Raw genomic sequence first — 24,357 nt, forward strand, 5'->3', positions numbered from 1 at the left:
CAAAGATATGGCGGCTAACAACTTATGTCAAGGCGGAAAATAGAATGGTTACTGGGGACTTCACCATCTTCTGTTTCCACATATCCATCCTCTTCTTCCGATTCAATGACTAAATATTTGCCATTCTCCAAGTTCTCTGTTTCAATAACACTTTTTGAGCAATAGATATAAGCGTCACATGGTATTGCTTTATAAGCATTGATTAAATCTCCGATAGTTCCAAATTCTTTCATATATACTAATATTAATACATTATTTTTTTTCTTTCAGATACTTTTCCAATGCAATATACACTTCTTTCCGATAACTGACAAAAATAGTTTTATCTGTTTGGGACGAATTTTTCTTTTTCCCGTCATAGTGCGGAATATTGGATAAAAACAGGCTATACGAGAAAATCATGTTCTCCTCTATTTTACGGGAAGGTTTGAATGACTTGGCAGGTATGTAAGAATAAATACCCTCTTTACAACGGTAGGGCTTATACATTTGCACAACTCCCCACGAGTTTATCTCATCCACCTGGATGCTTCTTTTCCCGAACAGGCTTCGTGCTTCTATTCTATCTTCGCAAAGCAAAATCTTACTGGGTAGTGCCCAACAGATTAACAGGATAGACAAAGATATGGGCAACAGGAAAATAAAGAGGACTTTATTCTCACTTAAATTGGCTACACATAAAAAGTAGATCATAAATGCACAGAATATACTACATATGACAACTCCTGCCCAAACAAACTTATTTGTAGGGTAAATCCAGAATATCTTTTTCCCGGAATCCTTATCTCTCATTTTATCATTATTCTTTTATATTCTCCTTATACCCTCTAAGGCACTATATCGTAAATGGTCTGATCGTTATTCTTGAAAATGGTTTGTTCAATCAATTTTCCAACATGAACGATGCTGTCAATATCCGCATTGACTTTCAGGCTTAGAACCGGAGCAAATTTCACATGATCGTAATCTATGGGCGTGTTGTTATAGGTCGTTTCGATAATTGGGTAATTATGCTCTTTGGCAAACTGCTTCAATGTATCCAGATAGGGAAGTTGGTCTTTGCTCATGGCTTCAAAATCAATGTAGAACTTTCCGTTATCTAGCATGAAATAGATACAATTCACACCATTGGCACAGATACCCGTAAAATCATATTCCGTTCGTCCTGCCTGTACGTTTTTCAGCACGCCCGACAACTTATCCATTGTAATCTGTGCGGCTACCGGAATATAAGGATTTATACTCTCACTCTGCGTAGCTCGCTTGTTTCCATATCCACATCCCAGTAAACTCAGAATAGAGGCAAGTATTCCCATCGTTATTATTTTAAAGTGTTTCATATTCAAATTACTTTTATGATTTCATCTATTTCATTGAAGTAGACTGCAAATATACGTTATGTGCTTCAATCCTATACTCTGATTTTTATCATATATATTCTGATAACGTCTGGTGGCTAATCGACCATCAGGGCGATTCATCCGCTTGTTTTCTGTATTATTTTATTTCTAAACAATATGTATGACACCAATAAACAAAGTAAAAATGGTATTGTAGTATCATACAAGCACATTGTTCCAGAAAATAAAATCATCAAAATAGGGATAAGAAAAAATGATAGAGAACTATACAGTATACTGTTTCTAACTCTTGCAAAGCAGTTCAAGAACAAAGTGATTGCTCCGATAGATAATGCCAAAATTCCCAAAATTGACCAAGCCAATGCCATGCCTCTATAAGAAGTATCCATATCTGGTACAGGTTTTATGTTTTGAGTCCTTAGCCAAAGAATACCCGTGGTACACAATAGACTAATACATAATATTCCAAACCATATTTTCAATAAGAGTTTGATTATATAGTATTTCTGTTTCATTTTTCGTTTATTTATTATCAAGTTAATGTCCGGTGGCAGCATTTTAATTCAAGCTATCTTTCATCATTATTCGTAGTTGTTTTTGTGTAGGTAATGTTTTCCATCCTTTATCTGGTGCTTTTAGAGTAAACCAAGATGGTACGCTGTCTAATATAAGATGTCGGTCGGGGGCTTTGGCTAAGAATGTTACAAAGTAACGGGTTCCGATTGGAGTGTTTTTACTCTCGGCAAATGATATAAAAAAACTTCCTTCATATAAAGTCTTATTATATATAAATTCATATTTTGCACTTTGCCCTCTATAAGCAGAACCGTATTTGACAAGAGTTACGATAGAATATATGCCATCTTTTCTTACATTGTTATTTCTAATTGTTGAGACAGCATACAATAGAATGAATACTACAATAGGGATTATAAATTTTAAAATCTTGGTTTGCTTAATCATATTTATTGCTATTCTATATACTTTCATTTTTTTACTCTGTTGGTAATGTTCGGCAAATAATCGAATATTAAGGTGCTTTATCTGTTTGTTAGCAATCTATTTCATTTCCATTTAATGATTCTATATCTCCTAATGCTTTATATTCCCTGTCCAAATCTTCTTTTGTGAATAGGTAATAGTTATCCTCAAATCTTGGCATATCATAGCCTTTTACAAAAGATAAGAAAGAGAATATTTTTGCATCTATATCTATACCTTGATTACCCTTGTTGTCCAAAGTAAATAATAGATTATCAGCTTTCATCGAAACTCTATTTCTAATGCCTTCTACATTATATTCTTCGTTATCAGGTAACTCTTTAAGTATCTGATAGAAGTTTATTATCTGTTGTTTTACTTTCATTCTTAATTTGATTAGTGATATGCTAATGCTTGACAGCGTGCCGCTTTAAGCGGTATGCTGTTTGTTAGTAACCCATTTCACCATTCTTCAAAGTTCTCTTCTATAAAAACTTCAAGTGATGAAGCTAAAATTTCATTCTCTCCATTATCATGATAAAATATTAGCACTTCTCCTTTAGGATTAATCATAATTGGATTTCCTGCTCCATCATCTGCAACAGCATAGTTTTCTGAAGTTTCCGCATGAACTTCTCTCAAAGATTGAGTATAACCTACAACAGTTTCATTACCTTCAAAAGCAAAAATTTCAATGTCTGCCCAAGCACGACCAAAGTGTTTGATAAAATCAATATAGTCAGAACTAAACTTTACATTCAACACTTTTTCGGCTTGTTCTATTTGTTCGTCCGTAGCGGGAGTACCACGCATTTTATGTTTATTGAGAAATGTACTCAATCGTTCTATAAGTTTTTGTTTCATATTCTTCGCTATTTTTATGGTTACTAATGTCCGGCAGCGTTCCGCTTATTCAGTCGGTTAGCTATGTGTTATCGGTATCCAAATATTTTTATAATTAGTTTTTCATTATCAATATCATATTCAAATTTCCCAATCTTTTCAATTAAATCTTTCATTCTGGATAATTCGTTTATTGATTCAAAGGGGATAATGACATATTCTATATTCTTAGTCCTTATTGCCCCAGCTATGCCATCTGCTGTGTATTTCCCATTCCCAAGATAATCTGCAAGAAGTATATGCCAAAGAGTATCACACACAAGATCTTTTGCAAGGACTTCACTTGCAATGTACTTAATATCTGATTCTGCAATAGCTTTTAGTAACTTAGACCATTTGGCATTGCTCATATAACTACTTTTTAAAGTTACTGCTCTTTTAGTCATTTTATCATAGTTCTTCATCTATAATATGAAATTGGATTATTCTCATTATTTTAATACCGATAATGGCTGGCGAATAACTGATTGTTAGGGCAGTTCATTCGCTTGTTAGCAATAACTTATTATAATCCAAAATACCATTCCAAAAAAGAATTGAAGTCTTTCCATTGTGGAGACAACTTTCCATTCTGAAAATTGATTAGTTTCTCTCCCAATTCAATTTCAAGAACTTCTCCTGTATTACGGTTATAGAAAAAACCGCCTTCACCTTCAAAGCTATCAAGAGGTAAGTATTCGGAGGGAATGCCTAACACTGCTTGCCTTTCTATACCATAACTTAAATCATTAGAGTAAATTTTAAACCAACACACATTATAGATTTCGCCACATTGTCCTCGAAATGTTATTTCGGTAGTATTTAGATTAAACAGTGCAAAATCACTATTTAAATCAATTCCTAAATCAATCAAAGCCTTTTTATATGCTTTATCTTCTTTTTCTGAATATACACCTTGTTTATTCAAATAGTCTATCACTTTATTACTTAGCATGATTTGATGATATTTTATTTGTTTTACTTTATTGCTAATGTCCAGTGGCTAACCGACTTTTTGGGGCGGTTAAGCCATTTGTTAATCGTTTTACAAAACCTCTAAGTCATTTATTTTTATCTTATTCTCATTTTTGAAACAAGAAAGCGAAAGAGTGAGGTCGCTTTGACCTTCTTCTTCACTCCATAGAGGAATGTATATATCTACCTGTTTATCGGAAATTTGATAGGACAATGCCAAATCAAACGCTTTTACAGGTAGAGGTATAATTGTACAACCGTATTCCTCTATAACTCGCCGTATATCTTGAATAGGCACACTATTAGCCAACATTAGATTATTTACGGCTTGATAGTCTTTACGGACTAAACAATATATAAATTCTTGTATTCGTTTTTTATATTCTTCTATACTTGCCATTGTTTTTAGCGATTAATGTTTGGCAGCGTTCCGCTTATTCAGTCGGTCTGCTGTTTGTTATCAGTTTTTAATATTATAGTGGCTACTTTTTTATTGCCTGCATATACATCTACGGATTCTATGGTATTTAAAACTTCATGAGGTGCATGATCAACCAGAAAAGCGACCAAGCAATCACTTACATATTTATCAGGCTCAAGAATAAACATTTTAATGCTCCATGCTGAAGGCTCCACTTGCGGTAAAACTGTAACAGCATAACACAACTCATAAGTCGGCAGATTTTTCAATCCGCCTTCTTCTGGTTTGAGCCAATATATTACTCCTTCCTTTTCCATTTTATTAAACCGATAATGTTTGGCGGATAATTGATCATTAGGGCAATTCATCTGTTTGTTACCGATAGATTAACTTCCCTAAAAATTTTCCTGATAGAACTCCTGTATTCTTCTCCATCAGGGACGATTTTTATGATTAAATAATCATCTGTTTTATCACTTTTTAGAAAATGCAAATTAACTCCATTGCTCAAGAATAAAACCTTTTCCTCTTGGTCTGATACTTCACCGACAATTTTTAGGCTATTCATGTATTCTGATTTTTCAAGCTCTTTAGCGTAAAACAATCCTAATCTATGTACATACTTGGGGAAATTTCTTAATAACCCGATATTGAAATTTAAAGAATCGTGTACATAATAATGATCTTTATTATCATATACAATCTCAAAAGTTGTCACTTTGTTTATGTTTATCGAAATAATTATTGAATCAGACTCAGGCGTTGTCCATATTTCTGTTGCCATCTTTTTAAATTCATTTATTTTAAAATCGGCATATGGATTAATATGTTTAATGCCACCTGACAACAAGTAGTCTTTAATTGTAATATCTAACGTTTTATCTTTCAAATTCATTTTTATTATTTTATGGCATTATTGGTAATGGGTTGCAGCTTGCCGCCGTTAGGCGGAGCAGGTGCATGTTATAAGCTAAATTTCGTATTCAATCTTGTAATCTTCATATACATTGAATACCGTTTCACAATCAGATAAAATACTTTCAAACAAAGGTTTGACCTCACTATTCCAATCCAACTTACCCAAACCTGCACCTATTTTCGGGAGCGACACAGTTTTGATACCTCTGCTTTCGCACACTTTTTTCAAGCGTTTCAAACCTTTATTCAGATATGTGAGTTCCGCATGATACATATCGGGTTGTGTAGCGATGTAAATTATACCTGGAGAGAAACCTTTGATTTCTCCTATAAACACATCGCCAGCTTGAAATTTAGTGTTTCGTGTGTACTTCTTAAAGAGTTTTTGGATTTCAGGGGATTGACTTGATAGCTTAAAGGCAAGCCCAGTTCCTAATCCTTCTTGTGAGCCAACAGCTACACCTTGTGCTATGTACTCATCTTTACTCTGTAATATATCTCCCGAAATGTATTTTATCATATTGTTTCCGTTTTTCTGTTGCTTATAATGTCCGGCGGATAATCAACCCTTATGGAGATTAATCCGCTTGTTATCCACCACTATTTAATAAGAGCTATTTAACATTTTGATATTAAGATTGGAAAATAGTTCTTCATTTTCAACTGCCCAAACATCTTCAAGAGGACAATCAATATATCCCCACTCATGCCAATTTCCTACAAGCCATTTAGTGCTCACTGCATAAGTTTCATAATTAGCATCTGAAGGTAATTTGTGCAATATCATACCTGCATAATATCCTGATATAGTCCATAATTGATATGCTTGCACGCCTATTTGCTCCGCTACCATAAAATATAAGGTATCTTCATAAGGGTATTTACCCTTACATTTTAGGATTGCTCCTCTTGAAAGATATTCTGTATAATTAATTAATTTAACCATTTTATTTTTTTATTCTTGGTGAATAATGGGGTTCAACTAACTGCGTTTAGCTGTTAAGGTGATTGTTACAAGCGTGATTAGCTTTCAGTTTCTGAATATTTAAGAAATTCCTTAAAGTAATCCATAAATGAATCATATAATTTTACAGGTTTACTCATATGGGGGGTATCATCTTCCCAATATACATCAGCTCCCCAAATAGAAGAATCTTTCAGATTATTACCAACTGGAATTTTATATAAAATGAGATATTCTCCTACCTCATAACTTAAAACGATCCAATCCATAGATAATTGAAATTGTTTTTGAATTTCCTTGGTTAATTCAATTATAGGATATGAAATAATTTCTGAATCTTTCGCTATTCCCGAAATGCAAACATCACTCCAGTTACACATTCCGCATTGAGATAAAAAAGTTTTGTATTGCAATGGGAAAGATATGCCTAATTCCTGTTCTGCATATTCTATTTCTTGTTCTGTTGCACCATCCCAATGAACAAAGCCTTCTTTATCTTCTATTAATTTCAAATATTCCATATTTATTAATTTGCTTGTAACGTTATGCTAACAGCGGTCATTTAATGTTTCGCTGTTGTTTTTATATTCTTTATTTCATCAGGCATATTATCTATATTATATGACTACCTATAAGTTGTCTCCTTGTCTATCCAATTACAATATTTGATAAATTTACACTATATGCTATAATTTCTTATTCTGACTTTTAATGTTTTGTTTATCAGTAAATTATATTCATATTGTTTTGCTGTATATAATTATGCCTCTAAAAATACGGTTTTGTCTAATGATTCACAAAGGAATCTGTTAGTTTTTTCCTCTATCCTATACAATTTCATCCTTTGGCAGCCAATAACTTGCTTTACACTTATGAAAGCCAGTTCGGTGTAGTAGAGACAATGGCATGTATCGAACAAACATTGAAAAATATGGGAATCCCAGTATTTGCGAAATTCGACCACGGCAAGAATGCTCAAGATGTGATGGCGACAGAATATGGGCTTGATAAAGAACCGGTGATTGGAAAGATGCAGAAGTTGCTGGAAAAGATTGTTATTCAATCGGCCAGCGTTTATTAAACAAGAAATATAAAACAAGATACTTTATATTTTAAATCATATAGAGAGTGTTCCCTTTTCCGAAAAAAAAGTTTGAGTTACGCAAAAAGACTGCGCATCACTGCATCTATCTTTGTCGAAGAAACAAGAAAACAGGTCAAGTACAGGTTACTTCAACACACTTTTTTAGGTAGAACATACCAGTACGATTATCCGTTTTTCCAGTTTCGCAAAGGGGCAGTAGCTCAGTGGGTAGTTACGGTCGTCGGTTCGATTCCGGCCTGTTCTACCTCTTTTTTATAAACTAAGGTCAAGGAAGACTTACTTCAAAACCGCAGGAATGCACCATTGATTCACAGTCTTCCGATTACCTTACTTAAAAAATACAACGTATGAAAAAAGATTTGTTGAAAGTATCTATCAGGCAACATGCAATTTATTTGCCAGCGATAGAAGGAACTGAAAAGCGCGAAGCATTGACTTCGACTACTGTAACATTGGTTGCTCAACTTCGAAAAGTGGGGTATAGCTTATCCGAAGAGTTGCTGCATGCTGTCAATCAGTTGTATCCGGCACAACAGGTGGAGATTCTCCAGGTGATGAAAGAAGTATTGGGTGTGTCACTCAACTGGGCTCCATTGGTGAAAGGCTGGGATACACCTACCGGAGAAACACGTTTGGATCATTGGATTACATGGCTTGCTAATATGTTCAATAGTAAGAAAGGTGTGAAACTATCTTGCGGACACGTGATTCCTGATAATACATTCCCCTTGGAACGATACAACGGTTGTCCGTTCTGCGGAACTCCGTTTGAAACGGCATCTACAGAATATTTCGGACAAGCCAGTAAACTGAAAATGTTGGAACTTTGGCAGGAAAAAGAGCTGAATGTTTTCTTTGGTGACTTGCTGGAATCACGTACGGCCCTTGATGCAACACAAGCGGACAGCTTGAAAATCTTGCTGGCTGAACTTCCGTTGCCGGCAGTCGGAATCAAGATGAAAGAAACTCTGATGCTGGTGATCGACACACTGGTAGAGCAGGATAGGGCACAGGAAGCGCAGATTTATTTCTCTGCTCCGAATGATATATTGCGTTATTTGTGGTATAAGAAAACCGGATTCTTGCAAATCATAGAGCCTAAGACCCTCATTCGTAAAGCGGGTAGAAACAATGCACATCTGTGCAATGCTTTGGATAAAAGCCGTTCGGCTGCCCAGGCAAAGCGGGAAGAATTAAAACTGAAATATACCCGTCGCGAGTGTAAAATGGTGGCTCTTTGGTTGAACAATTTGGCGATGACACCGGAGAAGTCTTGTGAAATGATGCATCCGAAAAGAGAAATGTGGGTACGTATGATACGTGCATTGCGTTTGGCGGAATATGCTCGTAAACCGGGATTCGAAAATTTGAAAGAGTTGATGGACGTATTCTACTGTCAGGCATATACAGTTTGGCAGGGAGAAGTGGAGCGTAGCCGTTTGAAAGCAGATGCTACACAGACATTCGCTTTGTTGAAGCAACGTCCGGGTATGTTTGCACGTTCCTTGTTTGCCAATATGCTTTGGTTCGGTCCGGAAGAAACGTTGGCGGCATTTAAAGAAGTCGTTCATTTGTTGCCGGCTCGTTTGGTGGTCACTTTGGGTATGTATGCGGAGAGTTACTTTGAGCAAGGACATAAGAGAATGGTGAAACCCTTAGGTGGTAATGCGCTTTTGATAGAGCCTCACTATTTGGTGAGTCTTTATATGGAAGACCAGCTTAAAGAGATGGTGAAAGAGGTACAGGATTTGTGTAAAGAGGTTGTTGCTGCCCGCTTTGCTAATGCGGGTGCCGGAAGTGGAAGCGCAAGTATGTATATTGATCCTATGTTGTTTCATATTCCATTGTCTATCGGCGACCGTAGCGAAACGGTTCAGGATACTTCCTGTGCCTTGCAGGGTACACGTTTCCCGGTGGAAGGAGATCTGGTTCGATTGTTTATGCAATGGGGAAAAGGGCTTCCGGCACAGCATTTGGATATGGACTTGAGCTGTCATATCGCTTTGCCTTCAACGACAGAAGTGTGTTCCTACTTCAATCTGAAAGCTATTGGTGCTAAACATAGCGGAGATATCCGAAGCATCCCCGACAAGAAAGGTACTGCCGAGTATATCGAATTGGATTTGAATGAGTTGAGCCGTGTAGGTGCGCAATATGTTGCTTTCACCTGCAATGCGTATAGCAATGGGGCTATCTCTCCTAATCTGGTGGTAGGTTGGATGAACTCCGCTTACCCGATGAAAATATCGGAGAGAAACGGAGTGGCTTATGACCCTTCTTGTGTTCAGCATCAGGTGCGAGTTTCTCAAAGTTTGCAGAAAGGACTTGTTTTCGGAGTCCTGAAAGTGAAGGAACGGGAAGTTGTATGGTTGGAAATTCCTTTCGGCGGACAGACGGTTCTTTCTTTGGATACACAGACTATTGAAAAGTATCTGGATAAACTGGAAGCCAAAACCACTGTGGGCGAACTGTTGGCAATTAAAGCACAAGCACAGGGTTTGAAGTTGGCTGATACACCGGAAGCCGATGAAGTATATACCCGTGAATGGGCATTGAATACGGCTGCTGTGACTAAGTTGCTGTTGGGTGATTAATTTCTAGCGGTTAACTGAATCTTTTCTTCCTAATATTTATAAGTTGTATTGCGATAAAGTATATCTTTGTATGCAATAAACTAATCGTCTGACTATAGTTGCTTTTTCGTCTAACTATAGTCAGACGAAAGAATAACTATAGTTAGATGCAAATTATACTATAGTCAGACGAATAAATATATGCTAGTCAAGAACTAATGATTGGTATAAGAGAGATTAAATATCAGGCAAGAAAATGATAAATGATAATCAATAAAATATAGCTGCTTATGAGTGCGTATTATGATTTGTATGAGACACCGGACGTTCAGAATACCGGCGAGAAGCAACCCCTTCATGCGCGGATAGTTCCGAGCGGGACTTATTCCCAAAAAGAGTTTATAGAACGTGTGTCACGTTATCAACATTTTCCCCAGAATATGGTTGACGGGGTGTTGGGGGCTGTAATAGATGAACTTGGTAGTCTCTTGGCGCGTGGCTATATTGTGGAGCTTGGAGAGCTGGGACATCTTAGTGTCTCTTTGAAATGCACCCAAAAGGTAATGACTAAAAAAGAAATCCGTTCCGAATCTATCTGTTTTGACAATGTACACCTGCGTACTTCCAAAAATTTTAAATTGAAGGTAAGACGGGAAATGAGACTTGAACGTGTTCCCAAATCGGGACGTACTGTCAGTAAAACGGAGATACCTATCGAGCAACGTCTTCAAATGTTACAGGAGTTTCTGAAGAAGAATGGAGGAATCACCCGCATAGAATACAGCAGACTGACAGGAGTAGCCCGGCTGAAAGCTGTTGATGATTTGAATACTTTTATTCAGGAGGGAAAACTGCGTAAGAGAGGGGCGGGAAGGAATGTGTTTTATGTATGGAAACAGGAAGAATAATATTATAATAAGTAATTGTCCTTCTTTTTGCTAACAATTTTGTACCTTTGTTTGTATATAGAGAAAATAGTAAGATTATGGCAAGAATAACTATTCCTTATGCAGTAGCGGATTTCATAAATTTGCGTGAACGTGGTTTTTATTATGTTGATAAGACTGATTATATTCCTAAATTAGAGGATTATAATGCTCCTGTATTTCTCCGTCCCCGTCGTTTTGGAAAAAGTTTGTTGGTTTCTACATTAGCTTGCTATTATGACCGTACAAAAGCGCATCGGTTTGAAGAACTGTTTGGGGGAACCTGGATAGGTAACCATCCGACAAAAGAGCATAACAGTTATATGATTATTCGCTACGATTTTTCGAAAATGGTAATGGCGGATACTATTGAAGGATTGGCTCAAAACTTTAATGATTTGAACTGTGGCCCGGTAGATGTGATGGTAGAGCATAACAGAGATTTGTTCGGTGATTTTCAGTTTACTACTCGGGGAGACGCTTCCAAAATGTTGGAAGAAGTTCTTAATTATGCCCGTTCTCATGAATTTCCAAAAGTTTATCTATTGATTGATGAATATGATAACTTCACTAATCAGTTGCTTACAGCATACAACGATCCGCTTTATGAGGAAGTGACGACGAATGACAGTTTTTTGCGTACTTTCTTTAAAGTGATAAAAGCCGGAATAGGTGAGGGGAGTATCCGTACCTGTTTCTGTACAGGTGTATTACCTGTTACGATGGATGATTTGACCAGTGGATATAATATAGCAGAGATATTGACTCTTGAACCTAATTTTCTGAATATGCTCGGGTTTACATACGAAGAGACAGAGACATACTTGCGTTATGTACTTGACAAATACTCCACAGGACAGGAACGTTTCGATGAAATCTGGCAGCTAATTGTGAGCAACTACGATGGTTATCGTTTCCGTCCCAATGGTGATCGGTTGTTCAATGCTACTATCCTGACTTATTTCTTCAAGAAGTTTGCGGCCAATGCTGGTAGTATTCCCGACGAACTGGTAGATGAAAATCTACGTACCGATATTAATTGGATTCGTCGGCTTACCCTTTCACTGGATAACGCGAAAGCGATGTTGGATGCACTGATTATTGATGATGAGTTGCCTTATAATGTAGCCGACCTTTCAAAGAAACTTGATAAACAGAACGTTTTTGATATAAGATTTTATTCTATCATTTTGTTTTATTGGGGTGTAATAACTTTAAAAGATAAATATTACATGACTTTTCCTAATAAAACAATGCGTAATGTTCTATTGTTATAGTTTTGTAATCCTTACTTGGACATTGAAAGAGATGTAGTATCTAGTTTAAAAACAGGTTCCTAAATAGATAGTATTTTTTCTCCATTTTTCAGACATTCTGTTAGTGGAGCTCCCATGTATCTAACGGTAATACCTAAATTGATAATAATTGAAGTTACTCCAAAATTGTTGCAACAATCCTGGCATGCTTCAATTGTAATTCCTGATTGTAGCATTTCCAATACTTCTGTCTGAACTTGTGTATCGTTTGCCACTAATCTTACCGATGCTCCCCAAAGGATTACATTTATATGTTTCCACCAACCTCTGTTTTTAGAGTTTATTACGTACATTGACAACATATTAAAGATCGTATCTTTATTGTCCGTTGTCCACAGGATATTTAACTTGTCGTTTTCATTCATTGTTTTAAATTTAAAATGTTCAATACTGCAAAAGTAGTGAATTAAATTTAGATTTCGTTTGTTACAGATTCTTTAAATAACACATATTAAGCCTGATAATTTGTCCGTTCACTTTCATACGCCTATATTTGTTCCCACTATTCTATATAACCAATAGAGGGAGAATGTATCACGAGAGAAAAATAAGAGCATACATAGCGTGGGTGTTGTTTATGACATTCATTCCTTTCTTTGTAGTGAAGACCTTTCACTATCATGGAAGTGAGGATGAAAAGTCATGTTCTCATGCCGGGCACTCTCACAAGTCATCCGATGATTGTGCGATATGTCAATACTCCCTTTCTTTCTTTACTGAACCCCCACCGGTAGAATTTCATTGTACATTAACGCTCGTGCCTTACGAGCCAATCATTTACCAGGATAAGGTCGTTTGTAAACGGACTTATTCGCATCAACTGCGTGCACCCCCTGTCGCATAATTACATACTCAAATTTACGAAGAAGACAGATTCACTGTAACCTGTCCTCACATTCATTTTACATATTAAATAAAGATTGTAATTGATGCGTATCGGAATTATTTCGGGCGTACTGGGGCTGATTGTAGCCTTACCCGTCCACGCACAGAAATCCGATTCAATCAAGAGTATGCTTTTACCTGATGTTGTGGTGACCGAAACGTACCAGCAACGTCAAGCTAAAAAGTCTGCCCTTACGGTTGATGTAGCAGATCAGGATTTTCTGCGCAAACATTTTACAGGAAACTTCATGCAAGCGATGGAGAATATTCCCGGAGTGCAAGCAATGGATATCGGTTCGGGATTCTCCAAACCGATGATTCGCGGAATGGGATTCAACCGGATTGCCGTATTGGAAAACGGAATCAAGCAGGAAGGACAACAATGGGGAGCCGATCACGGTTTGGAATTGGATGCCTTCAATATAGGAGCGGTCAATGTTTTGAAAGGCCCTTCCTCATTGCTTTATGGTAGTGATGCGATGGGAGGAGTGATAGATGTCGTTCCACCGGCCGTGCCTATGGATAATCGGGTGTTTGGAGATGTCACACTGCTTGGTAAATCAGTCAATGGAACCGTCGGAGGATCACTGATGCTGGGAATCAAAAAAAATGCCTGGTACTCTCACATTCGTTATTCGGAACAGCACTTCGGCGACTATCATATTCCTACGGATTCTATTGTCTACCTGACACAGAGAATCCCCATCTATGGGCGTAAACTGAAGAATACAGCAGGCATTGAACGCAATATCGGACTCTTTACCCAATATCAGCGAAGGGCATATAGAGCGAATTTCTCCGTGAGTAATGTCTATCAAAAGACAGGTTTCTTCCCCGGAGCGCATGGCATACCCGATGCGTCCCGTGTGGAAGATGATGGAGATAGCCGTAATATCGAATTGCCTTATAGCAAAGTGAATCACCTGAAGGTGACCATCCATCAGCAATATGCGTGGGAGAAACTGATCTTGTCAGGTGATTTGGGTTTCCAGAACAATCACCGTGAAGAATGGAGTGCTTTCCATACTCACTATGGCTCGCAACCCGCACCAGAGAAAGACCCCGACAAAGAACTCGCATTTAATCTGAACACCTTCAGTGCTTCAGTGAAAGCTCGTTTTATCGGATCTTCTTCATGGGAACATACATTGGGGTGGGATGGACAGCATCAACGGAATGACATTGCCGGCTATTCGTTTTTATTGCCCGAATATCACCGTTCCACCACCGGAATGCTCTGGCTTACAACGTACAGACCTAACAATGTGCTCTCCGTCAGCGGAGGAGCTCGGTATGACTACGGATACATAAATATTTCTTCGCATGAAGATGTTTACCTTGCCGATTATCTTCAAAAACAGGGATATACCCAGGAACAGATAGACCTTTATAAGTGGAACAGTCACCAGGTGAAAAAACACTATGGTGATTATTCTCTTTCTCTGGGATTGGTATGGACTCCCTCCGACAAGCATCTGGTAAAGGTGAATATCGGGCGTAGTTTCCGCCTGCCCGGTGCGAATGAGTTGGCTGCCAACGGAGTACATCACGGCACTTTCCGCCATGAACAGGGAGATGCCAATTTAAAATCGGAACAGGGCTGGCAACTGGACGCTTCTTATCATCTGAAGTACCGGAGAATTTCTTTCTCCGTCTCTCCATTTGTCAGTTGGTTCAGCAATTACATCTTTCTGCGTCCTACCGGAGAGTGGTCTGTATTGCCTCATGCCGGACAAATCTATCGCTATACCGGAGCGGAAGCACTGTTCGCAGGAACTGAAGCTACCGTAGATGTTGATTTTCTGCGTAACTTCAATTATCGGATTTCCGCTGAATACGTTTACACCTATAATTGTGATGAACATATTCCATTGAGTTTCTCGCCGCCACCTGTTATGCGCAATACATTAACCTGGCAAAAGAACCGGTATATGTTGTATGCAGAATGGCAGAGCATTGCTCGGCAAAATAGAGTGGACCGTAACGAAGACCGTACAGCCGGAGCAAATCTCTTCCATTTGGGCGGATCTTTAAACATTCCGATAGGTGGAAATAATGAAATTGAAATTACCCTGACCGCCCGGAATATATTCAATACCCGATATTACAATCATCTTAGTTTTTACAGGAAAGTTGAGATTCCCGAACCGGGACGTAACTTCCAGATATTAATCAAAGTTCCATTTAAAAAATTACTGAAATGAAAAATAAATTTTATCTCCCAATGGTTAGCCTTTTGGCAACAGTTACTTTCATGTTTTCCTCTTGTGATAATGATGACTCCAGCGATACGATCAAACCTTTGATTGAACTTCATGAACCGGAAGAAGGTCAGGCATTGGAGATCGGAAACGAACATGGAGTTCATTTTGAAATGGATTTGTCGGATGATGTCATGCTGAAATCCTATAAGATCGAAATTCATAGCAATTTCGACCATCATTCACACGGCGGTAATAGTAGGGCTGTGCAGGAAACAGTAGATTTTAGTTTTAACAGATCGTATGATGTGTCAGGACAGAAAACAGCACATATTCATCATCACGATATTGTAATACCAGCCAATGCGACTGCAGGGGATTATCATTTGATGGTTTATTGCACAGATGCCGCAGGCAACGAATCTTATATCGCGCGCAATATTAAATTGAGCAATGAGGTGGAAGATGAAGACCACCATCATAATGAATAGACAACTATATAAAGGAACTGGAATATCTGTTGGCTACAGGACGATAGATAGGCTGTTTTTTGTATAAAGAGTATTTTTTCTTTCGAAAGGTGTAATAGATATTACACCTTTTTTGTTTCCAATCCTTTACTTTTGTGAAAAATTCTATTTCGTATGATGAAGTTTCCAATAATAAATCGACTCTTTCCTTCTTTTAAATGGAAGGTAGCGGCTGTCATCATTGGCGGTGTTATTGTGGGGGGAGGGGCATTGTTTATGTACATGCTCCGGGCGCATACCTATCTTGGAGATGACCCGGCTGCCTGTGTGAACTGTCATATTATGACTCCTTACTATGCAACTTGGTTTCATAGCTCACATGCCCGGAATGCTACCTGCAATGATTGTCATGTACCGCATGAAAATGCTGTGAAAAAATGGACCTTTAAAGGGGGGGACGGTATGAAACACGTGGCTGCATTTCTTACCAAAAGCGAGCCGCAGGTGATTCAGGCTCATGAAGCCAGTTCCGAAGTGATAATGAATAATTGTATTCGCTGTCATACACAACTCAATACGGAATTTGTGAAGACGGGGAAGATTGATTATATGATGTCACAAGTAGGAGAGGGGAAGGCTTGCTGGGATTGCCATCGTGATGTTCCTCATGGTGGAAAAAACTCTCTGTCCGGCACTCCGGGAGCTATTGTTCCTCTTCCGGAATCGCCCGTTCCCGAATGGCTCCGGAAGATGGTGAATCAGAAAGATAAATAGGAAATGAAATACGTAATAAAATAATAAAACCGATATACAATGGAAAAGAAATTAAAATCATGGCAAGGATGGCTGTTGTTCGGAGGTTCAATGGTCGTTGTATTTGTTTTGGGATTATGCGTTTCTGCGTTGATGGAACGGAGGGCGGAAGTTGCCAGCATTTTCAACAACCGTAAAAACGTCATCAAGGGGATTGAAGCGCGAAATGAACTATTCAAGGATGATTTCCCCCGTGAATATCAAACTTGGACGGAAACTGCAAAGACTGACTTTGAAAGCGAATTTAATGGGAATATAGCTGTGGATGCCTTGGAAAAACGTCCTGAAATGGTGATTCTATGGGCGGGATACGCTTTCTCTAAAGATTATTCTACTCCACGGGGGCACATGCATGCTATTGAGGATATTACGGCATCGTTACGTACCGGTGCACCTGTGAACCCGACGGATGGTCCGCAACCGTCTACTTGCTGGACTTGTAAAAGTCCGGATGTTCCCCGTATGATGGAAGCATTGGGTGTCGATTCTTTCTATAATAATAAATGGGGAGCTATGGGGGCCGAAATCGTAAATCCGATTGGCTGCTCTGATTGCCACGACCCGGAAACAATGAATCTTCATATCAGCCGTCCGGCTTTGATTGAAGCTTTCCAACGCCAAGGTAAAGACATCACCAAAGCTACTCCGCAAGAAATGCGTTCATTGGTCTGTGCGCAATGTCACGTTGAATATTTCTTCAAAGGTGATGGCAAATACCTGACTTTCCCTTGGGATAAAGGTTTCACGGTAGAAGATATGGAGGCTTATTATGATGAGGCCGGGTTCTATGATTATATCCATAAATTGAGTCGTACTCCGATTCTGAAAGCACAGCATCCTGATTATGAGATTGCTCAAATGGGTATTCATGGGCAAAGAGGTGTTTCTTGTGCCGATTGTCACATGCCGTATAAGAGTGAAGGTGGTGTGAAATTCAGCGATCACCATATTCAGAGCCCATTGGCTATGATTGATCGTACCTGTCAGGTTTGCCATCGCGAGAGCGAAGAGACTTTGCGCAATAACGTTTACGAACGCCAACGCAAAGCGAACGAAATTCGTAACCGCTTGGAACAGGAATTGGCGAAAGCGCATATCGAAGCTAAATTTGCTTGGGATAATGGAGCGACAGAAGCTCAAATGAAAGATGTTCTCGCATTGATTCGTCAGGCACAATGGCGTTGGGATTTCGGAGTGGCTTCACACGGCGGCTCTTTCCATGCACCGCAGGAAATTCAGAGGATCCTTTCTCACGGACTCGACCGTGCTATGCAAGCCCGTCTTGCCGTATCCAAAGTATTGGCGAAGAACGGATACACTGGTGATGTTCCGATGCCGGACATCTCGACGAAAGCAAAAGCACAGGAATACATCGGCTTGGATATGGACGCTGAAAGAGCAGCGAAAGAGAAATTCCTGAAAATAACCGTTCCCGCCTGGTTGGAGAAAGCGAAAGAAAATGGACGTTTGGCGCAGATATAAAACAAATATAAGCATAGATATATATGTGGAGCAAACCGTGGAGTTATAAAGAAGGGCTGACGATTGGCACAGGATTACTGATAATAGGCATATTGCTGCAAATGACAGTGGGTGCTATCAACTGGGATTTGTTTGCCTGTCCGGTCAACGTGATTGTGCTGGTGGTTTATATCATTGCCTTGATAGTCATGCACCTTCTTCGTAAACGTGTGTATTTATTCAGCTGGTTAAGCCATTATTCCGCTGCCGTCTCCGCTTTGTTGTGGGTGGTCGGCATGACGGTAGTTATGGGACTTATCCGGCAAGCTCCTTCCGGTCATGCTCCAAATGCTTCAACGGATTTGCTGGGATTCTCACAGATGATTGCATCCTGGCCTTTCGTTCTGCTTTACTTTTGGATGGTCACTGCATTGGGACTGACGATACTTCGTGCCAGCTTTCCTTTTAAGTGGAGACGACTTTCGTTCCTTCTCAATCATATCGGATTATTCGTCGCGTTGATAGCGGCCACTTTAGGAAACGCCGATATGCAACGGTTGAAAATGACAACCCGCATGGGCAATGCCGAATGGCGGGCTACTGACGATAAAAGTCAACTGATTGAACTTCCATTGGCTATCGAACTCAAGGATTTTACTATCGACGAATATCCTCCAAAACTGATGCTGATTGACAACGAAACCGGGCGTACGCTTCCCGAAAAATCTCCTGAACATGTATTGCTGGAAGAGGGAGTGATAAAGGGAACATTGCAGGACTGGCAATTGACAATCGAACAATCTATCCCGATGGCAGCTTCTGTGGCTACTGAAGATACCTTGAAGTTTACAGAATTTCATTCGATGGGAGCAACTTATGCTGTTTATCTGAAAGCAGTCAATCAGAAGAATCAAACAATAAAAGAAGGCTGGGTAAGCTGTGGCAGTTTTCTTTTTCCTTATAAGGCAATCCGACTGGATTCTTTAACCAGTCTTGTGATGCCGGAACGGGAACCGCAGCGATTTGCATCGGAAGTGAAAATTTACACACAAGAAGGAACGATAACGGAAGGTACCATTGAAGTGAACCGTCCGATGGAGATAGAAGGATGGAAAATCTATCAACTTAGCTACGACGAGACAAAAGGACGATGGAGCGATGTCAGTGTCTTCGAACTGGTTCGCGATCCGTGGCTACCGTTCGTTTACGCAGGAATTATAATGATGATGGCAGGAGCTGTCTGCTTGTTCGTCAGTGCACAAAAGAGAAAAGAGGAGGACAAAGCATGAATTGGGAGTACTTTATATTATTTGCAATAGCTGCACTGGTTTGTTGGGCTTTAGGAGCTTTTGCTGCCTGGAAAGGAACAAAACCGGGATGGGCTTACGGATTTACTTTCTTAGGGTTGGCTATTTTTTTCAGCTTCATTATCGGAATGTGGATTTCATTGGAACGCCCTCCGATGCGGACCATGGGGGAGACCCGGCTGTGGTATTCTTTCTTCCTTCCGTTGGCGGGATTGATAACATACATACGTTGGAAGTACAAATGGATTCTTAGTTTCAGTTGCATCCTTTCGTTCGTCTTTATCTGTATCAATATCTTCAAACCGGAGATTCACAATAAAACGTTGATGCCTGCTTTGCAAAGTCCGTGGTTTGCTCCTCATGTCATTGTGTATATGTTTGCTTACGCTATGTTGGGAGCGGCGACGGTGATGGCTGTCTATCTGCTTTGGTTCAAGAAGAAAAAGATTGAACGGAAAGAAATGGATTTGTGTGATAACCTCACTTATGTAGGTCTGGCATTTATGACATTAGGTATGCTTACAGGAGCTATCTGGGCGAAAGAAGCCTGGGGACACTACTGGGCTTGGGACCCGAAAGAAACCTGGGCAGCGGCGACTTGGTTTGCTTATCTGGCATATATCCATTTCAGATTGGGAAAGCCATTGAAGGCACGTCCGGCATTGGTTATTTTATTGGTCTCTTTTGTCTTATTACAAATGTGTTGGTATGGAATCAATTATCTTCCGTCCGCACAAGGAGTCAGTGTACATACGTATAATTTGAATTGAAATATCGAATCATTTAAACTGCACTATCAATGAAAACATTTTATTGGTCATTCTTGCTTATGCTATTGCCAAGCATGGCATACACACAAAACACTGAGAAAGAGAATGAATTTACGATGTCTATGCAAATCAGACCTCGTGCAGAGTATCGGAACGGTGCCTTGACTCCACGGGATGAAGGGGTGGCTCCTACGTCCTTCATCAATAACCGCGCGCGTTTGTCGATGGATTATAAACGTTCGGATCTGGAACTGAAGATGTCGGCACAGCATGTAGGTGTCTGGGGACAGGACCCGCAGATTGAAAAGAACGGGCGTTTTATGCTGAATGAGGCTTGGGCAAAGATGAACTTTGGCGAAGGATTCTTTGCCCAACTGGGACGTCAGTCGTTGATTTATGATGATGAACGTATTTTGGGAGGATTGGACTGGAATGTAGCGGGTCGTTACCACGATGCGTTGAAGCTGGGGTATGCCAACAAAAATAATGAAGTGCATTTGATTCTTGCTTTTAATCAGAATAATGACAATAGAACAAGCGGAGGCACTTACTATGATTCTTCTACGGGACAGCCTTATAAGAATATGCAAACCGTTTGGTATCACTATAAGGCGGACAATGTTCCGTTCGGGGCTTCTTTATTGTTTATGAACTTGGGATTGGAAACGGGCGATAAAGCTACGGATGATTCTCACACCCGTTACTTACAAACAATGGGAACCTACCTCACTTATAAGAACAGTAACTGGAATCTGGATGGTGCTTTCTACTATCAGATGGGTAAGAATAAAGCAGCAGAGAAAGTTTCAGCTTTGATGGGAAGCATACAGGCTGCCTATACGTTCAATCAGACATGGGGAGCTGTGGCTAGCTTTGATTATCTGAGTGGTGATAAAGGAAATGGTGGTAAGTACAAAGCTTTCGATCCTCTTTATGGAACTCATCATAAATTCTATGGAGCAATGGATTATTTTTATGCTTCTACCTTTGCGAACGGTTATGCGCCGGGATTGATGGATGCCCGTATCGGAGGTCGTTTCCGTGCTTCTTCCAAAGTGGATATGGAACTTAATTATCACTACTTTAGTACAGCCGTAAAGGTTCAGGACTTGAAGAAATATTTAGGATCGGAAGTCGATTATCAGATAAACTGGTCGATCATGAAAGATGTGAAACTCTCTGCCGGATATTCTTTTATGCGTGGTACGAAGACGATGGACGCTGTGAAAACCGGCAATCATAAAAGCTGGCAGGACTGGGGGTGGCTATCGTTGAATATCAATCCGAAGATATTGTTTGTGAAGTGGTAAATTCAAGGGAACAGATAGAATTTAAATAAAGAGAGAGTTTTTGAAAGGTTTTGAATTTATAAAATCATCCTTACTACAGTATATCTGAAGTGAGGATGATTTTTTGTTTTAACCACTTCTTGATAGCTACACTCTTATTGTTACGGATATTTTTCTAAATACGTCGTTACAGATACTTCTCCAAAGTTGTTTTATCTAAAATCTCGATTCGTTTTCCTTCCATGATGACGAGTCCTTCTTTCATCATCTTATTGATTTCTTTAGATAGAGCAGGGCGTGACACATTTAAATATTCGGCGAGCTGGGATTGGGTGTGCATGATATCTACTACTAACGAGTCTTTTTTCTTATGTTCGTATAGATAAACAATGAACCTTTCCCGTACGGTTTTGCGTGAAAGAGGTTTCAGGCGGGATACAGTACAGATGTTACAATTACCTGCGATGCAAAGAAAATTATGAAGAACTTGTGGGTCCTGACTAATTACTTTGAAGGTTGAATCTTTGGTTGCCATAAGTATCACACTGTCCTCAAGAGCAGTGAAAGTAGCCGGCAAAGTATTGTTCGAATTAAAAAGATGAGGAGTGGCGAAGGTACGTGGAGCGATAATGTATTCAATCATCACCTCATTACCTAATCCGTCAATAATATCTGTACGTAGTTTTCCTTCCAAAAGTACAAATAACTTGTTGCAGGGTGTTCCTTGTGTAACGACTATCTCTTTTTTATTAGCCGCATAGATTACAAAATCCAGCTTTTCCAATAAGGATTCTTTGATGTTTAAAGGTAAAGCCCTGAATAAGGGGATTTGAAACAGCTTTTCTTTATGTGAGTCGGTCAGTTGTATTTTTTTCATTGTATCATGTTGTCTGTATCACGGGCAAAGATATAAATTATATATTAGTGAAAGAAACTTTCAGAACTATTTGTAGAATAACTATATACAAGAAAGTTGTTAAAACGAATGTAAAATATAGAATCTGTAATTATGGTATCTTTCTCTGTAATTTATCTACATGCAGGATACCTTTATTTGTCTATTTTTGCAACATGAATCATTGATAAAAAGAATTCTGAAAATAAAAAGTAATAAAAGAAAGTTATGGCTAAAAAAGTTTTGATAATTTCGTCCAGTCCACGTAAAGGTGGTAATTCGGATTTGCTTTGTGATGAATTTATGAAAGGTGCTATCGAGGCGGGCAATGAAGTAGAGAAGATTTTTCTGAAAGACAAAACGGTTCATCCTTGTACGGGATGTAGTGTTTGCAGTATGTACGGTAAACCCTGTCCACAGAAGGATGATGCAGCGGAAATCGTGGAGAAGATGATTGCTGCCGATGTAATTGTAATGGCAACTCCTGTTTATTTCTATACCATGTCCGGGCAGATGAAGATTATGATTGACCGTTGTTGCGCACGTTATACGGAAATAACTAATAAGGAATTTTATTTCATTATTGCGGCAGCAGAAAACGATAAAGCAATGATGGAGCGTACTATCGACGGCTTCCGTGGCTTCCTCGATTGCTTGGAAGGACCACAGGAAAAAGGGACGGTCTATGGAATCGGTGCATGGAAAGTAGGAGAGATTAAAGATACTCCCTACATGCAGGAAGCATATAATATGGGAAAGATGGTGTAACTGTTTGTTTTCCATATTAAAGATATTCATAAAGAATATGATAAATGGATTTGTTCGAATATTTGAGATATCGTTTCGAACTTAACTTTTAAAACCTGACGGGAAATCTGGAAAAGACGGTTATGTTTTCCAGATTTTCCCCTTTTTACGATTACTTAATTGACTGGATTGCTTGTTCTGCCACAGAATTATTATAATTTTGTGGCAGAACTTTTTATTTTGTATAATTCGTTTGATAACTAACTAAGTATCATGGGCTATAAAATAACGACTCTTGTGGAGAATTGTGTCTATGGACGTAAATTGCAGGCAGAACATGGTCTTTCTCTATATATCGAGACTCAAGAACATAGATTACTTTTCGATACGGGAGCATCCGACTTGTTTATCCGTAACGCCCGCTTGTTGCATATTGACTTGCAAAAAGTAGATTATTTGATATTATCTCATGGTCACAGCGATCATACGGGCGGACTACGTTATTTTTTGAAATTGAATACGCAGGCAACCGTTGTCTGTAAGAGTGAGATCTTTTCTCCTAAATTCAAGGATGAACGTGAGAACGGGATGATGCATACACAAAACCTCGATCGTTCCCGTTTCCGCTTTATTACAGAGCGGACCGAACTGCTTCCCGGAGTTTTCCTTTTTCCGTCTATTGATATTATAAATCAGGAAGATACCCATTTTGAACGTTTTTGGGTTCAGCAAGAAGATGGATGCAAAATGCCGGATACTTTTCAGGATGAATTGGCGATGGTATTGGTGGAACCGGAAGGATTTTCCGTATTAAGTGCCTGTTCTCATCGGGGAATAACCAATATTTTGCGTATGGTTCAGGCTGCCTTTCCCGAATCTCCTTGTAAGTTACTTCTAGGAGGTTTTCATATCCATAATGCGGAAAAACAAAAATATCAGGTCATTGCAGATTATTTACAGGAATATCTTCCCCGACAGATTGGCGTTTGTCATTGTACGGGAGTGGATAAATATGCCTTCTTTTATAAAGATTTTGGTGACAGCACATTTTATAATTACACGGGAAAACTAATTCAAACCGATTGATTTATCGGAAT

At 39.1% G+C, this 24,357-nt stretch carries 29 protein-coding genes and 2 pseudogenes; 15 read left to right on the top strand and 16 right to left on the bottom strand.

The annotated features are described in order from the left end of the window. Positions 1 to 14 precede the first annotated feature (14 nt). The 3 genes from DW862_RS09985 to DW862_RS09995 all read right to left on the bottom strand — a co-directional run bounded on the left by DW862_RS09985 (position 15) and on the right by DW862_RS09995 (position 1,340). Positions 15 to 233, bottom strand: coding sequence for a hypothetical protein (locus DW862_RS09985; RefSeq protein WP_243636470.1), 219 nt, complete (start codon positions 231 to 233; stop codon positions 15 to 17). 19 nt (positions 234 to 252) lie between these two features. Beyond that, the gene (locus tag DW862_RS09990) at positions 253 to 693 is read right to left on the bottom strand and encodes a hypothetical protein (protein ID WP_227237032.1); all 441 of its coding nucleotides are present in this window, start codon (positions 691 to 693) and stop codon (positions 253 to 255) included. Between the two features lie 134 nt (positions 694 to 827). After that, positions 828 to 1,340 (bottom strand): hypothetical protein, encoded by a 513-nt coding sequence (locus DW862_RS09995; protein ID WP_049702483.1) that lies wholly within the window; start codon positions 1,338 to 1,340, stop codon positions 828 to 830. A gap of 177 nt (positions 1,341 to 1,517) precedes the next feature. On the opposite strand from DW862_RS09995, the gene DW862_RS10000 reads away from it, so the two are divergent. Beyond that, positions 1,518 to 1,739 (top strand): hypothetical protein, encoded by a 222-nt coding sequence (locus tag DW862_RS10000; protein ID WP_049702484.1) that lies wholly within the window; start codon positions 1,518 to 1,520, stop codon positions 1,737 to 1,739. A 180-nt stretch (positions 1,740 to 1,919) separates the two neighbouring features. Here DW862_RS10000 and DW862_RS10005 read toward each other — a convergent pair whose 3' ends face one another. The 11 genes from DW862_RS10005 to DW862_RS10055 all read right to left on the bottom strand — a co-directional run bounded on the left by DW862_RS10005 (position 1,920) and on the right by DW862_RS10055 (position 7,023). Continuing rightward, complete coding sequence (locus DW862_RS10005) at positions 1,920 to 2,351, bottom strand: hypothetical protein (protein WP_008643520.1); 432 nt, start codon at positions 2,349 to 2,351, stop codon at positions 1,920 to 1,922. Between the two features lie 61 nt (positions 2,352 to 2,412). Continuing rightward, on the bottom strand, positions 2,413 to 2,727 hold the full coding sequence (locus tag DW862_RS10010; protein WP_008025575.1) for a hypothetical protein: 315 nt from the start codon (positions 2,725 to 2,727) through the stop codon (positions 2,413 to 2,415). A gap of 77 nt (positions 2,728 to 2,804) precedes the next feature. Then, entirely contained in the window at positions 2,805 to 3,206 is a 402-nt protein-coding gene (locus tag DW862_RS10015; RefSeq protein WP_008025573.1) for an SMI1/KNR4 family protein, read from the bottom strand. A 68-nt stretch (positions 3,207 to 3,274) separates the two neighbouring features. Continuing rightward, positions 3,275 to 3,649 (bottom strand): hypothetical protein, encoded by a 375-nt coding sequence (locus tag DW862_RS10020; RefSeq protein WP_032812093.1) that lies wholly within the window; start codon positions 3,647 to 3,649, stop codon positions 3,275 to 3,277. A 101-nt stretch (positions 3,650 to 3,750) separates the two neighbouring features. After that, positions 3,751 to 4,179: a hypothetical protein gene (locus DW862_RS10025; RefSeq protein ID WP_008025569.1), complete on the bottom strand. Its 429-nt coding sequence runs from the start codon at positions 4,177 to 4,179 to the stop codon at positions 3,751 to 3,753. Between the two features lie 90 nt (positions 4,180 to 4,269). Then, positions 4,270 to 4,599, bottom strand: a complete 330-nt coding sequence (locus tag DW862_RS10030; protein ID WP_008025567.1) for a hypothetical protein — start codon at positions 4,597 to 4,599, stop codon at positions 4,270 to 4,272. Positions 4,600 to 4,637: 38 nt separating this feature from the next. After that, entirely contained in the window at positions 4,638 to 4,937 is a 300-nt protein-coding gene (locus DW862_RS10035; protein WP_118160708.1) for a hypothetical protein, read from the bottom strand. A gap of 47 nt (positions 4,938 to 4,984) precedes the next feature. Beyond that, positions 4,985 to 5,515 carry a hypothetical protein gene (locus DW862_RS10040; RefSeq protein ID WP_008025562.1) on the bottom strand — a complete coding sequence of 177 codons (531 nt, stop codon included), beginning with the start codon at positions 5,513 to 5,515 and terminating at the stop codon, positions 4,985 to 4,987. 75 nt (positions 5,516 to 5,590) lie between these two features. Beyond that, positions 5,591 to 6,058, bottom strand: a complete 468-nt coding sequence (locus tag DW862_RS10045) for a macro domain-containing protein (protein ID WP_008025559.1) — start codon at positions 6,056 to 6,058, stop codon at positions 5,591 to 5,593. Between the two features lie 84 nt (positions 6,059 to 6,142). Continuing rightward, entirely contained in the window at positions 6,143 to 6,484 is a 342-nt protein-coding gene (gene imm45 / locus DW862_RS10050) for an Imm45 family immunity protein (protein ID WP_120068004.1), read from the bottom strand. Between the two features lie 77 nt (positions 6,485 to 6,561). Beyond that, complete coding sequence (locus DW862_RS10055) at positions 6,562 to 7,023, bottom strand: SMI1/KNR4 family protein (RefSeq protein WP_008025556.1); 462 nt, start codon at positions 7,021 to 7,023, stop codon at positions 6,562 to 6,564. 326 nt (positions 7,024 to 7,349) lie between these two features. On the opposite strand from DW862_RS10055, the pseudogene DW862_RS10060 reads away from it, so the two are divergent. The 4 genes and pseudogenes from DW862_RS10060 to DW862_RS10075 form a co-directional block, all read left to right on the top strand. After that, a pseudogene (locus DW862_RS10060) lies at positions 7,350 to 7,583 on the top strand (hypothetical protein); the annotation flags it as partial. Positions 7,584 to 7,954: 371 nt separating this feature from the next. Next, positions 7,955 to 10,201: a hypothetical protein gene (locus DW862_RS10065; RefSeq protein WP_120068007.1), complete on the top strand. Its 2,247-nt coding sequence runs from the start codon at positions 7,955 to 7,957 to the stop codon at positions 10,199 to 10,201. A 269-nt stretch (positions 10,202 to 10,470) separates the two neighbouring features. Continuing rightward, on the top strand, positions 10,471 to 11,088 hold the full coding sequence (locus DW862_RS10070) for a DsbA family protein (protein ID WP_004313318.1): 618 nt from the start codon (positions 10,471 to 10,473) through the stop codon (positions 11,086 to 11,088). Positions 11,089 to 11,165: 77 nt separating this feature from the next. After that, positions 11,166 to 12,377, top strand: a pseudogene (locus DW862_RS10075) (AAA family ATPase); the annotation flags it as partial. A gap of 65 nt (positions 12,378 to 12,442) precedes the next feature. Here DW862_RS10075 and DW862_RS10080 read toward each other — a convergent pair. Then, entirely contained in the window at positions 12,443 to 12,787 is a 345-nt protein-coding gene (locus DW862_RS10080) for a hypothetical protein (RefSeq protein ID WP_008025548.1), read from the bottom strand. Positions 12,788 to 12,951: 164 nt separating this feature from the next. Between DW862_RS10080 and DW862_RS26735 the strand changes: the two genes are divergently transcribed. The 8 genes from DW862_RS26735 to DW862_RS10120 all read left to right on the top strand — a co-directional run bounded on the left by DW862_RS26735 (position 12,952) and on the right by DW862_RS10120 (position 21,639). Then, positions 12,952 to 13,266: a hypothetical protein gene (locus tag DW862_RS26735; protein WP_009039870.1), complete on the top strand. Its 315-nt coding sequence runs from the start codon at positions 12,952 to 12,954 to the stop codon at positions 13,264 to 13,266. 85 nt (positions 13,267 to 13,351) lie between these two features. After that, positions 13,352 to 15,511, top strand: coding sequence for a TonB-dependent receptor (locus tag DW862_RS10090; protein WP_009039869.1), 2,160 nt, complete (start codon positions 13,352 to 13,354; stop codon positions 15,509 to 15,511). Further along, a complete protein-coding gene (locus tag DW862_RS10095; RefSeq protein WP_004313310.1) occupies positions 15,508 to 15,999 on the top strand; it encodes a DUF4625 domain-containing protein in 492 nt (163 codons plus the stop codon). Before DW862_RS10090 ends, DW862_RS10095 begins: the two co-directional genes overlap by 4 nt. A gap of 153 nt (positions 16,000 to 16,152) precedes the next feature. Then, entirely contained in the window at positions 16,153 to 16,752 is a 600-nt protein-coding gene (gene nrfH, locus DW862_RS10100; protein ID WP_009039868.1) for a cytochrome c nitrite reductase small subunit, read from the top strand. A gap of 39 nt (positions 16,753 to 16,791) precedes the next feature. Continuing rightward, positions 16,792 to 18,273, top strand: coding sequence for an ammonia-forming cytochrome c nitrite reductase (gene nrfA / locus DW862_RS10105; RefSeq protein WP_009039867.1), 1,482 nt, complete (start codon positions 16,792 to 16,794; stop codon positions 18,271 to 18,273). A gap of 23 nt (positions 18,274 to 18,296) precedes the next feature. Continuing rightward, entirely contained in the window at positions 18,297 to 19,541 is a 1,245-nt protein-coding gene (locus DW862_RS10110; protein WP_120068012.1) for a cytochrome c biogenesis protein ResB, read from the top strand. Beyond that, the gene (locus DW862_RS10115) at positions 19,538 to 20,329 is read left to right on the top strand and encodes a cytochrome c biogenesis protein (protein ID WP_009039865.1); all 792 of its coding nucleotides are present in this window, start codon (positions 19,538 to 19,540) and stop codon (positions 20,327 to 20,329) included. The genes DW862_RS10110 and DW862_RS10115 overlap by 4 nt, the downstream gene beginning before the upstream one ends. A gap of 29 nt (positions 20,330 to 20,358) precedes the next feature. Further along, a complete protein-coding gene (locus tag DW862_RS10120; RefSeq protein ID WP_120068014.1) occupies positions 20,359 to 21,639 on the top strand; it encodes an alginate export family protein in 1,281 nt (426 codons plus the stop codon). Positions 21,640 to 21,805: 166 nt separating this feature from the next. Here the strand turns inward: DW862_RS10120 and DW862_RS10125 are convergent, their stop codons facing one another. Beyond that, positions 21,806 to 22,495 (bottom strand): Crp/Fnr family transcriptional regulator, encoded by a 690-nt coding sequence (locus tag DW862_RS10125; RefSeq protein WP_008643484.1) that lies wholly within the window; start codon positions 22,493 to 22,495, stop codon positions 21,806 to 21,808. 246 nt (positions 22,496 to 22,741) lie between these two features. Between DW862_RS10125 and DW862_RS10130 the strand changes: the two genes are divergently transcribed. Both DW862_RS10130 and DW862_RS10135 read left to right on the top strand, forming a co-directional pair. After that, complete coding sequence (locus DW862_RS10130; RefSeq protein ID WP_004317688.1) at positions 22,742 to 23,281, top strand: flavodoxin family protein; 540 nt, start codon at positions 22,742 to 22,744, stop codon at positions 23,279 to 23,281. 252 nt (positions 23,282 to 23,533) lie between these two features. After that, entirely contained in the window at positions 23,534 to 24,346 is an 813-nt protein-coding gene (locus tag DW862_RS10135) for an MBL fold metallo-hydrolase (RefSeq protein WP_120068017.1), read from the top strand. Positions 24,347 to 24,357: the final 11 nt, after the last annotated feature.

This window comes from Bacteroides sp. AM37-9 (assembly GCF_003603455.1).
In the GTDB taxonomy this organism is placed as follows: domain Bacteria; phylum Bacteroidota; class Bacteroidia; order Bacteroidales; family Bacteroidaceae; genus Bacteroides; species Bacteroides xylanisolvens.